The 12,033-nt window shown below is 50.4% G+C and carries 10 protein-coding genes; 9 read left to right on the forward strand and 1 reads right to left on the reverse strand.

Translation table 11 applies throughout. From position 1 onward, the window contains the following. Window positions 1–50: 50 nt before the first annotated feature. From argJ to argH, 6 genes are read left to right on the forward strand one after another with little or no spacing between them, the layout of a single operon-like run. Window positions 51–1,292 (forward strand): bifunctional ornithine acetyltransferase/N-acetylglutamate synthase, encoded by a 1,242-nt coding sequence (gene argJ / locus AC0YN3_RS16300; RefSeq protein WP_475776061.1) that lies wholly within the window; start codon window positions 51–53, stop codon window positions 1,290–1,292. Window positions 1,293–1,343: 51 nt separating this feature from the next. After that, on the forward strand, window positions 1,344–2,129 hold the full coding sequence (gene argB, locus AC0YN3_RS16305) for an acetylglutamate kinase (protein WP_475776095.1): 786 nt from the start codon (window positions 1,344–1,346) through the stop codon (window positions 2,127–2,129). 5 nt (window positions 2,130–2,134) lie between these two features. Beyond that, window positions 2,135–3,337, forward strand: coding sequence for an acetylornithine transaminase (locus tag AC0YN3_RS16310; protein ID WP_475776062.1), 1,203 nt, complete (start codon window positions 2,135–2,137; stop codon window positions 3,335–3,337). 45 nt (window positions 3,338–3,382) lie between these two features. Beyond that, window positions 3,383–4,342, forward strand: a complete 960-nt coding sequence (gene argF, locus AC0YN3_RS16315; RefSeq protein ID WP_441945133.1) for an ornithine carbamoyltransferase — start codon at window positions 3,383–3,385, stop codon at window positions 4,340–4,342. A 48-nt stretch (window positions 4,343–4,390) separates the two neighbouring features. Beyond that, the gene (locus AC0YN3_RS16320; protein ID WP_475776063.1) at window positions 4,391–5,620 is read left to right on the forward strand and encodes an argininosuccinate synthase; all 1,230 of its coding nucleotides are present in this window, start codon (window positions 4,391–4,393) and stop codon (window positions 5,618–5,620) included. Between the two features lie 26 nt (window positions 5,621–5,646). Further along, window positions 5,647–7,062 carry an argininosuccinate lyase gene (argH, locus tag AC0YN3_RS16325; protein WP_475776064.1) on the forward strand — a complete coding sequence of 472 codons (1,416 nt, stop codon included), beginning with the start codon at window positions 5,647–5,649 and terminating at the stop codon, window positions 7,060–7,062. Between the two features lie 240 nt (window positions 7,063–7,302). Here argH and AC0YN3_RS16330 read toward each other — a convergent pair whose 3' ends face one another. Next, complete coding sequence (locus tag AC0YN3_RS16330; protein ID WP_475776065.1) at window positions 7,303–8,757, reverse strand: VanW family protein; 1,455 nt, start codon at window positions 8,755–8,757, stop codon at window positions 7,303–7,305. A 201-nt stretch (window positions 8,758–8,958) separates the two neighbouring features. Between AC0YN3_RS16330 and ftsE the strand changes: the two genes are divergently transcribed. Genes ftsE through AC0YN3_RS16345 form a run of 3 tightly spaced genes read left to right on the forward strand, consistent with a single transcriptional unit; the run spans window position 8,959 to window position 11,866 of the window. After that, on the forward strand, window positions 8,959–9,645 hold the full coding sequence (gene ftsE, locus AC0YN3_RS16335) for a cell division ATP-binding protein FtsE (RefSeq protein ID WP_183568472.1): 687 nt from the start codon (window positions 8,959–8,961) through the stop codon (window positions 9,643–9,645). Then, on the forward strand, window positions 9,635–10,552 hold the full coding sequence (gene ftsX / locus AC0YN3_RS16340) for a permease-like cell division protein FtsX (RefSeq protein WP_475776066.1): 918 nt from the start codon (window positions 9,635–9,637) through the stop codon (window positions 10,550–10,552). Before ftsE ends, ftsX begins: the two co-directional genes overlap by 11 nt. 6 nt (window positions 10,553–10,558) lie before the next feature. Beyond that, window positions 10,559–11,866 carry a murein hydrolase activator EnvC family protein gene (locus AC0YN3_RS16345; RefSeq protein WP_475776067.1) on the forward strand — a complete coding sequence of 436 codons (1,308 nt, stop codon included), beginning with the start codon at window positions 10,559–10,561 and terminating at the stop codon, window positions 11,864–11,866. Window positions 11,867–12,033: the final 167 nt, after the last annotated feature.

A 12,033-nucleotide genomic window follows, 5' to 3' on the forward strand; every position in this document is an offset into this window, starting at 1 on the left:
TTTTGAACTTATATTCCTATTCATACAGGTGAAGGAGAAACGATTTTACGATGGGACAGGACAATACGACAGCTTTGTTCACGGTCGTCTCGGACGGCTCGATCACAACGCCTCAAGGCTTTACGGCAGGTGGACTGCACTGCGGTCTCAAAAAAACGACGCGCCATGACCTTGGCGCAATTGTATGCGAGGTTCCGGCAGCAGCAGCGGGCGTGTATACGACAAATGCGTTTCAAGCCGCTCCATTGCAAGTAACCCGTGAAAGCATCGCCGCTGGCGGGGTGCTGCGTGCGGTGCTGGTGAACAGTGGCAATGCGAATGCTTGCACAGGCAAGCAGGGAGAAGCCGACGCCTACGAGATGAGCGCTAGATTCGCGGAATCGATAGGCGTTTCAAAGGATCAAGTTGCTGTTGCGTCAACAGGGGTCATTGGCGAACTGCTTAAGATGGATAACGTGCGAACCGGCATTAATAGCCTGCCAGCCAGGCTGGATGGCACGAGGACGGGCGCGGATGATTTCTGCCAAGCTATTCTGACAACGGATTTGGTACAAAAAATGGTTTGTGTCGAGCTTGAGCTGGATGGCAAACGGGTATCCATTGCCGGCGCGGCGAAAGGCTCAGGAATGATTCATCCGAATATGGCAACGATGCTCGGCTTCGTTACGACGGATGCGGCGATTGGCAGCGAGGCGCTCCAGCAAGTGCTGCTTCAAGCGACGGACTTGACATTTAACATGATTACGGTTGATGGCGATACAAGCACGAACGACATGCTGGTCGCAATGGCAAGCGGGCTTGCAGGGAATAATGAGCTGACGGAAGCTCACGAAGGCTGGGCTGCGTTCGCGGCGGCAATTCGCTATGTGTGCGAGGTGCTCGCGAAGGCGATTGCTCGTGATGGTGAAGGAGCAACTAAGCTTGTTGAGGTTCAGGTAAACGGCGCTGTCAGTGACGATTCCGCACAAGCGATTGCGAAGACGGTAATCGGATCCTCGCTTGTCAAATCCGCCGTATTTGGAGCGGATGCGAACTGGGGCCGTATTATTGCGGCGGTAGGCCGCGCAGGCCAGCCCGTTAATCCTGACACGGTAGATATCCGTCTAGGGGATATTTGGACATTAGAGCAATCCCGTCCCGTGGCATTCGATGAGGAGGTTGCCTTGGAATATTTGAAAGGCGATACGGTTGTTATTCGCGTTGATCTACATAATGGTGAAGGACAGGCAACCGCATGGGGCTGTGACCTAACCTATGACTACGTTCGCATCAATGCGGCGTATCGGACGTAAGCAAAGAACGGGCATGGAGGTAATGAATCAGTGACGGAGCAACGATTTGTAATGAAATGCGGCGGCAGTACGCTCGCTGCGCTTCCAAACAGCTTTTTTGACGAGCTGCGCGAGCTGCAGCTTGCCGGCATTTTGCCGGTTATCGTGCATGGCGGCGGACCGGCGATTTCGGAGACGCTCGGCAAGCTTGGCATCGAGACGGGCTTCGTGAATGGACTGCGGATAACGAATGACGCAGTGCTGGATGTAGTCGAAATGGTGCTCGCAGGCCGTATTAATAAGGAGATTGTCCGTAAAATCCAAATCAACGGCGCGAAATCTTTGGGACTTTCCGGAGTTGACGGCAAGCTCATCCAAGCCGTCCCAGTAGCGAACGCCGCTGAGATTGGTTTTGTCGGCGAAGTTACGGATGTGAATGCAGCCATTATCGAAGGCATAATGGGCATGGGTTACATACCGGTAATAGCGCCAATCGGAATCGATGATCAAGGCCAGCGCTACAATATCAATGCTGATACGGCAGCTGGGGCTGTCGCATCCCATTTGGGCGTTGAGCGTATGATCGTGGTGACGGATGTGCCGGGCATTTTAAAAACGGTGGATGGGCGTAAGCAGGTTCTGCCAGTCGTTTCCGTTAGCGAAATCGAAGAGATGATCGCCAGCGGCGAGATCTATGGCGGCATGATTCCAAAAGTGCGCGCAGCGATCCAGTGCATACAAGGCCGAGTCCGCGAGGTTGTTATTGTGAGCGGCGAAGAGCCAGGCATATTGACGAAGGCAGTCCGCGAAGGCGGAGTAGGTACTCGGATTGTCCAAACGAATGAAGGGCAGGTGTAGAGCCGATGAGTAATACAAAAACAGAAACTGCGGTTGACCAATCTTTGTTCCCGACCTATGCAAGATACCCAATGGCGCTTGTTAAGGGCGAGGGCAGCTGGCTATGGGACGATAAAGGGAATAAATACCTTGATTTCATGAGTGGTATTGCGGTTACGAATCTCGGGCATGCTCCTAAACAAATCAAAGCAGCGTTAATTAAGCAGCTCGATGAATTATGGCATGTTTCTAACCTGTTCCACATTCCGAACCAAGCGGAAGCAGGCAAGCTCATAACGGACAATAGCTGTGCGGATGCTGTTTTCTTCTGTAATTCGGGAGCAGAAGCAAACGAGGCAGCGATCAAGCTCGCGCGCCGATACAACCAGAAGGTGCTGAATAACGGCCGTTTTGAAATCATCACTTTCGAGCAGTCCTTCCATGGTCGCACATTGGCAACCCTTACGGCTACAGGCCAAGCGAAGGTGAAAGAAGGCTTTGCACCGCTGCCTGCCGGCTTTACCACGATTCCGTTAAACGATCTCGCTGCCCTCGAGGCGGCCGTATCGGATCAGACAGCGGCTGTCATGCTGGAGATGGTCCAAGCTGAAGGCGGCATTTACCCGGTGGATCCTGAATACCTCAAAGCACTTGTCGCATTGTGCGAGAAGCAAGGCATTCTTTTAATCGTCGATGAGATTCAAACGGGGATGGGACGTACGGGCAAATTGTTTGCATACGAACACTATGGCATTGAGCCGGATATTTTCACGATGGCCAAGGGACTCGGAAGCGGCTTCCCAGTCGGCGCAATGGCTGCGAAGGAGAAACTGCGCGAGGGGTTCGCAGCGGGCAGTCACGGTTCAACCTTCGGCGGTACGCCGATTGCCACGGCAGTCGTCAAAGCCACGGTCGAGACGATTGTGGGCGAAGGCTTGCCAGGGCGTGCGGCGCAAAAGGGAGAGTATTTAATGACGCAGCTTCGTACGAAGCTGGCAGGAAATGCTTTTGTCCACGAGGTGCGCGGACTTGGGCTGCTCGTAGGCATTGAATGCGCCGAGCCGATCGCAGATGTATTGAATAAAGCGCAGGAACGCGGTCTGATCGCAATTTCGGCTGGACCGAACGTCATCCGCCTATTGCCTAATTTGTTAGTAACGGACGAAGAAATCGACATGGCTGTTGCCATACTGGCAGAGCTGCTGGAAGAAAAGCGCCCAGTCGTTTAATAAGAAATACGAGCAGATGGATTCAACATGAAGGAGGGCAACACCATGCAAGGAATTGTGAAAGAGGAGTTAGCGCAAAGCTTAAAGGGCCGCGACTTTCTCATGCTGGTTGACTTCAAGCCGGAGGAGATCCGCTACTTGATCGATCTAGCCATTGATCTGAAGCAAAAGCAAAAAGCAGGCGAAACGCATCATGTGCTAAAAGGAAAAACGCTAGGCATGATTTTCGAGAAGTCGTCTACGCGCACGCGCGTATCATTCGAGGTAGGCATGTACCAGCTTGGCGGGCAAGGACTTTTCCTAAGCGGCAATGACCTGCAGATCGGCCGCGGCGAGACAATCTGGGATACGGCGCAGACGCTATCGCGTTACCTGGATGGAATCATGATCCGCACGTTCGCTCACCGTAAAGTCGTTGAACTGGCGCGGGGAGCCACAATTCCGGTCATTAACGGCTTGACAGATCTATCTCATCCTTGCCAGGCGCTTGCCGATTATCAAACGATTCTCGAGCAGAAGGGCCGCTTGGAAGGGCTGAAGATTGCTTATATCGGCGATGGCAACAATATGACGCATTCCCTGTTGATGGGCGCTGCCAAGCTTGGACTTCATATGTCCGTAGCGACGCCTGAGGGCTATGAGCCGGATGCGGATATTATCCAGCAAACGAAGGATCATGCCGCAGAAACGGGCTCGCAAATCCACATTTGCCGCGATCCTAAGGAAGCGATTGCCGATGCTGATATCGTGTACACGGATGTGTGGGCGAGCATGGGCCAGGAAGCCGAGCAGAAGGAACGCGAGATTGCTTTTGCCGCGTACCAGGTAAACGAGGCTTTGATTAAATACGCGAAAAAGGATTATCTCTTTATGCACTGCTTGCCGGCACATCGCGGCGAAGAAGTGAGCGAAGGCGTGATCGACGGCGACAGTTCTATTATTTTCGACCAGGCGGAGAACCGTCTCCATGCGCAGAAAGCGATCATGGCAGCTATTATGTCCTAACATACCGCTTAACGATATGAATTCATTCGAAGGGAAGTAAATACTATTATGGCAAAAGAAAAAATCGTACTCGCTTATTCCGGCGGCTTGGATACTTCGGTTATCCTCAAATGGTTGAAAGAAACATACGACGCGGAAATTATCGCATTCACGGCTGATATCGGCCAAAAGGACGAGCTTGACGGCCTGGAGGCCAAAGCTTTGGCAACTGGCGCATCGAAAGTATACATTGACGATCTACGCGATGAGTTCGCTAAAGATTTTATTTATCCGATGTTCCAAGCGGGAACGCTGTATGAAGGCCAGTATTTGCTGGGCACATCGATCGCTCGTCCGTTAATCGCTAAGCGGATGGTTGATATCGCCCGCGCAGAAGGCGCTGCGTATATTGCGCACGGAGCAACAGGCAAAGGAAACGACCAAGTGCGTTTCGAGCTGACGGCAGCTGCTTTGGCACCCGAAATCGGCGTTATCGCGCCTTGGCGCCTTGAAGCGTTCCGCGAGGAATTCCCAGGACGCGCGGAAATGATCGCATACGCCGAGAAGCATGATATTCCGGTAACGGCATCAGCGGCTAAGCCTTATTCGACAGACCGCAACCTGCTTCACATTAGCTTTGAGAGCGGGATGCTTGAGGATCCTTGGTTTGATCCTAGCTCTGAAGAAAACGAAAGCATGTACGTGCTAAGCGTATCGCCAGAAAACGCGCCTGATAAAGCGGAATATGTCGAGCTTACTTTCGCAGAAGGCAATTGCACGGCTATTAACGGCAAGGAGCTCAGCCCGCTTGAAGTGATGGATACGCTGAACGAGCTTGGCGGCAAGCATGGCATCGGCCGTGTAGACATGGTGGAGAACCGTTTCGTTGGCATGAAGAGCCGCGGCGTATATGAGACACCGGGCGGGACGATTCTATTCACGGCCCACCGCAAAATGGAATCCTTGACGATGGACCGCGAGGTTATGCACCTTCGCGATTCCTTAATCGCCAAATACAGCCAGCTTGTCTACAACGGCTTCTGGTTCGCGCCTGAGCGCCTTGCCCTGCAAGCGCTCGTAACAGAATCGCAAAAGAACGTAAGCGGCGTTGTTCGTTTGAAACTATATAAAGGCAACGTAATCGGCGCCGGCGTGCAAAGCCCGGTTAGCTTGTACAACCCAGACATCGCAACGATGGAAGCAGACCCTTCCAAAGCGTACGACCAAGGCGATGCCACAGGCTTCATCCGCTTGAACGCTTTGCGCTTGAAGGTTTCCTCGGCTGTCAGCAACAAATAAGCTTTACAAGGGAGTGTAACGAACCAGTGAGTAAATTATGGGGCGGTCGGTTTACGAAGAAAACGGACCAATTGGTAGAGGAATATACAGCATCCATTATGTTTGATAAAGAGCTTGCCGAAGAAGATATCCAAGGCAGCATTGCGCATGTGACGATGCTGGGCAAGCAAGGAATCTTGCCGGCCGACGACGTGGAGAAAATCAAAGACGGCCTGCACCGAGTATTGCAGCGCATTAAGCGCGACGATATCGAATTCTCAATCGGAGACGAAGATATTCATATGAATATCGAGAAGACTCTCATTGATGACGTGGGCTCCGTTGGCGGCAAGCTGCATACGGGACGCAGCCGGAACGATCAAGTAGCGACAGACATGCATTTGTGGCTTCGCAAACGGGTAGTCGAATTCGTAGATATGCTTTATAAACTGCAATCCGCGCTTATCGAGCAAGCCAAAGCGAATATTGATACGATCGTGCCGGGCTACACGCATTTGCAGCGTGCGCAGCCTATACTATTCGCCCATCATTTGATGGCTTATGTTTCTATGTTCGGACGTGATATCGAACGGCTTCAGGATAGCTATAAGCGTATTAACGTGCTGCCGCTTGGAGCAGGCGCGCTTGCGGGAACGACGTTCCCGATCGACCGCCACTTTGTAGCGAGCCAATTGAAATTCGATCGCGTCTATGAGAACAGCCTGGATGCGGTAAGTGACCGCGACTTCATCGTTGAGTTTCTGGCGGATGCCTCGATTATCATGATGCATCTATCGCGTCTCAGCGAGGAACTTATTCTATGGTCAAGCACGGAGTTTCATTTTGTTGAGCTTGACGATGCTTTCTGCACGGGCAGCAGCATTATGCCGCAGAAGAAAAACCCTGACGTTCCCGAGCTGGTGCGCGGCAAAACAGGCCGTGTATACGGCGACCTCGTCGGTTTGTTGACTGTGCTCAAATCCTTGCCGCTTGCCTACAACAAGGACATGCAGGAAGACAAGGAAGGCATGTTCGATACGGTGAAGACGCTGCAAGGCGCCCTTCAGCTATTCGCTCCAATGATCGCGACGATGAAAGTGAACAAGGAACGCATGCGCCAAGCCGTGAACCAGGACTTCTCCAATGCAACCGATATTGCAGATTTCCTCGTAGGCAAAGGCTTGCCATTCCGTCAAGCGCATGAGGTAATTGGCAAGACAGTCCTCTACTGCATCGAGCAAAACAAATACTTGCTGGATCTTACGTTAGAAGAATTTAAGCAATTCTCCTCTTTGTTCGATGACCGTATTTATGCGGTGCTTCAACCGGAGCAGGTTGTCAATGCACGTAATGTGTACGGCGGTACGGCAAAAACACAGGTAGAAGACGCAATCGGCCGTGCGGAGGCTGTTTTGGCAGAAACCGCAGCATGGGTAACCGAGTATTTGGAACGCAGCAGATAATGGAGCCTGACTAGTCGGGCATTGCATATAAAAAGCAGTCCGGCGAAGCCCTAGCGGGCGAGCAGCCGAACTGCTTTTTTTCTATATATAAGACTTTATTTGCTTTACGCGTTAAAGTATTCTACTATTTCTACGAGAAACGGATACCGTCCTTTTGCAGAGGACGATATCCGTTTCTTCTTGTTTTATGAGCGTGTAGAGTGTAAATGCTGCAAAGCGTTTCAAAAACGGCGTAGGCTTTTAGATGCCATCCTCTAAAAGCGGCTCATTCACGCTCGGAGCAGGTGTCGGCGTTGCAGCCGGGTTATTCCCGCCTTTATGGGGACCTACTTCGATCAAGGCAGGCTGCGCTTTGTAGGTATCACGCGAAATACGGTCTCGGCTCACAAGCTTGCCGTCCTTCTTAAGCGTCCGGAAGGTTTCTACGACGTAACCCAGTTTGCCTTTCTCCACGACGACCTTTTGACCAGGAGATAGGCTGGCGTTGCTTCTTTCTTGCACGGAAGGAGCAATGGTTTTCAGCGTCACGGATTCGATATCGTAGTTCTCGTTAGGGTTCATGGTCCCGAAAAGCTTAATCGTAAGCTTGCGTTCCTCTACTTGGGCTCGAATGATCAGATGCTTGCCCGTCGTGTTTTTGAAGCGGAAGTTAATGGCACCGCCGGCATAGGTTGCATCCTGACCAATAGGCAAATAGGCAACCGGCAGGGAATGGTTGCGCCGCTCCACAATATCGAGGCCTGCCCGCAGCGCCGCGTTATAAAGCGTGCTTGAAACCTGGCAAATTCCGCCGCCGATGCCAGGGACCAGTTTTCCGTTAAGGATAACAGGCGCCTCTCGATATTCGTATAGCTCCTCCGCACGTTCTATGAGACTGTTGTAGTCGAAGATCTCGCCGGGCGCCAGCTCCCAGCCGTCAAGCGCCTCAGCCGTAACCGTAACGTTATGGGCACGACCCTCTGCGCTTGTCTTAAAATCGGTGGAGAATGAAATGATTTTACGTTCGATCCCTTCATCCTTCAACTTTTCAAGCGTAAGCTCGGGGTGAATGGTTGTAATCGGAAGGGAGCCTGTAAAAGCCGTTTCGACGGGCAAACCGATCTTTTCCTTGGGCAGCAGAACCCATTGATCAACACGAGCAGTAAGCTCGGCAGTATCAAGTCGATAAGCGTCAACATGTGGCTCATATACGACACGGTCGTCATCCGTTATGGTTCGCGTTGCGTTTTTGGTTTCGTTTTTCTCAACCCAGCTCCACTGCTTGCGAACGGCGGCATCAAAAACATCGGCATTCCAGCTTTGAATAAGCGCATAGGATTTTTGGAATTGATACCGGTATACGGCGCGTTCCCATATGTCACCGTCTTCAAGCTTAGCCAGAGCTTCCCGGGCTCCTGTGAATTCAGCCTTATAGCCAAGCTCCGAAACGCTCCATTGCTTGCTGTCGCTCGCCACAGCAGCAGGAGATTGGATCGTAATGGTGCGCTGCAGCAGCGACTTCTCATACTGATCAAGCTTAACGTACGCTTCTTGCAGAGTTAAGCCGCCGATTTGGATGCCGCCAGCATCAACCTGCTTGGGGACGGTCTTTTGAAGCGCATAGTTCCAGACAAAACCCCAGCAGACTGCTGCGGCCAGCAGGAGGGAAGCTAGCACGATAATGCCAATATGGATACGTTTTACGATACGAATCACTCCTTTCTGCGCGTGAAAAACAAGGCAGTCTTACATGTATATGCTTCATGCCCTGTAATTTTGTCTAACGCGCAATAGCGGCTGATTCGACAAACGTTTTTTTATGAGATTTGTGAAAAATGAGGAAAGCGAGCTTCTCATGAAGGAATTGAGCACAAACTGTCGAAATAGTAGTACTGACTATAAACAGGATGTGATAATGTGATTGAGATGCAAGACATATGGAAAACGTACACCGACGGAACGCATGCGTTAAGAGGCGTCTCTGTTCGTATAGATCGCAATGAATTTGTTTATCTAGTAGGACCGTCAGGTGCGGGGAAATCCACATTTATGAAACTGATTTATCGCGAGGAAGTACCGACAAAGGGCCAGCTTTCCGTGAACGGATTCAATATAGGCAAGCTGAAGCCGCGTAAAATTCCATTCGTCAGGCGCAATATAGGCGTCATATTTCAGGACTTTAGACTATTACCCAAATTAACGGTATTTGAAAACGTCGCTTTTGCGATGGAGGTTATCGAGGCCCCAACCAGGGTGATCAAAAAACGGACGATGGAGGTGCTCGACCTCGTTGGCCTGAAGCATAAGCATGCGAGCCTTCCGGCTCAGCTATCGGGCGGTGAGCAGCAGCGCGTATCGATCGCAAGGGCAATCGTGAACAATCCTTCCGTTATCGTAGCGGACGAGCCCACCGGGAATTTGGATCCGGAGACGTCGCTTGGCATTATGAACCTGCTCGAGGAAATTAACTTCCGCGGGGCGACGATCGTAATGGCTACTCATAACAAAGATATCGTGAACTCCATACGCAAGCGCGTCATTGCAATCGAGAACGGCAATATTGTCCGTGATGAGGCTAGAGGGGAGTACGGCTATGAAGCTTAGAACCGTAACCCGACATCTTCGAGAGGGCGCCAAAAACATTATTCGAAATGGGTGGATGTCCTTCGCGTCGATGAGCTCGATATTTATATCCTTATTTATATTAGGCATCTTTTTACTGCTCGCTTTGAACGTCAACCATATGGCTGCTCAGATTGAAAGCCAGGTGCAAATACGTGTTTTTCTCCAGCTGAACGTAGAACAAGCGAAGATTACGGAAGTACAGAACAAGATCGGCAATCTTACCGAGGTAAGAAAAGTTTCATTCGTATCCAAAGCAGAGGGACTTGAGCTGCTGAGAAAAAACTTGGGCGAAGACAATAAGGATTTACTCGACGGTTATGAAAATGAAAAAAACCCGCTGCCTGATTCTTTTACGGTTGAGGTGTATGATCCCCAATCTATCGAGAGCGCAGCGAAACAAATAGAAGCTATTAATGCAGCGGATGAGCTGATTCCGATTGCTAAAGTCAAATACGGCCAAGGAACGGTCGAAACCTTGTTCAAAATTACGAATGCGGTTCGTTACATAGGGATCGTGGTCGTTATTGGATTATCAGTAACGGCGATGTTCTTAATTTCCAATACGATTAAGATGACGATTATTGCCAGAAGACGAGAGATCGGCATCATGAAGCTTGTTGGTGCAACGAATGCTTTTATTCGCTGGCCATTCTTCATTGAAGGCGCGTTGATTGGAATTATCAGTTCCGTACTCACAACGGCAGCCGTTTTATTCAGTTACTCGCAGCTGGTCAAAATTACGCAAATGGAATTATCGCTTATGATGATAAAGCTCGTTACGTTAGAGGATTCAGGCCTGTTAACGGCTGCATTGCTCATTGGTCTTGGCACGCTTATCGGTGTTTGGGGCAGTACCATTTCGATACGAAAGTATTTGAAAGTGTAGGTGGATATGAACGTGAAGAAGAGAAAATGGCTATTATTTGTAGCTACGATGATGCTCACGGTATTTGTATTGCAGCCAACTGGAGGGGAAGCTGCCTCTCTAAGCGATATTAAGAAACAAATTGCAGCTGCCAAAGCCGAGATGAGAGCAGCCGAACAGCGTGCTGCCAAAGCGGAGAGGGAAGCGGCAAGCGTGAAGCAGCAAGCGGCCAATGCGCACAAGCAGGCTGAAGCTGCAGAAAATGAAAAGGGAACCATCCAGGACAAGAAGGCGGAAGCCCTTGCTTCGATTAACAACATCATGGCCGAGATTGACAATGTTGTCATTAACAAAACAAATGCGCTTGCGCAGCGGGATGCAAAGGAAGAAGAGCTGCTGCAGACAGGCCTTGAATTAGACCAAGCCGAGGAGCGGGTAAATACCCGTGATGAGCTGTTACAATCTCGTATGCGCCTCATGTATACGAACGGATTCGTATCATACATGGACGTGCTGCTTAGCGCGACGAGTTTCACCGATTTCATTGACCGATTCGATGCCCTTCAATCCATCTTGTCGCAGGACCGCGATATTTTGGCAGAGCAAAGGGAAGAAAAGGAGCTTGTCGCCCTCAAGAAGGTAGAGGTAGAGAAGCAGTTTGGCGAAATGTCCAAGATCTATGAAAAGCTTGAAATGTATGAGGCTCACCTGGCTAAGAAAGAAGAAGAAAAGCAGCTGATGATTGCGAGCTACAACAGCAATATTCAGCAGCTTGACGGACAACTCGAGCAAATCGACAGCAAGCTTCACCAAATTGACAGTACGCTTGAGGAGCTTGAAGGAATTAGCAAGGAACAGGAAGATTTGCTTATGGCTCTCGCAGCCAAAGTGTCCAAGCTTAATGCCGAGAAAAATAACATTTCGAATCCGTATAGCGGCGGTAAGCTGGGTATGCCGATTAGGGATAACTACCGGATTAGCTCTAACTTCGGTACGCGAGTCCATCCGATTTCGGGCAAGAAGCATACGCATACGGGAATCGATTTCGCTGCGCCTCAGGGTACAGATATTTATGCCGCAGAGGATGGGGTTGTGCTAGTTGCTCAGAGCTGGAGCAGCTATGGCAACTGCGTAATCATTGACCACGGCAATGGCTTATGGACGCTATACGGTCATATTCGCAATGGTGGAATTAAGGTTGAAAAGGGCGAAAAGGTTCAAAAAGGCCAAAAAATCGCCGAGGTTGGCAGTACGGGCAACTCAACTGGACCGCATTTGCATTTCGAAGTACGTAAAAACCAGACGCCGGTTAATCCGAGCAGCTATTTAAAATAGGCATTATTTATAACGCATGACCATAACGCATTCTCAGAGGCAGCCCATGTGGCTGCCTCGTTTGAAATTTTGATGCCTTACCTGACGAATTGATCATCTTTGCCGGATAAGACAAATAATTGCAAGCAAATTGTCATATACTAGGGTGGTCTTAAAGCTAAGACCGT

Source organism: Paenibacillus sp. J22R232, from assembly GCF_056269165.1.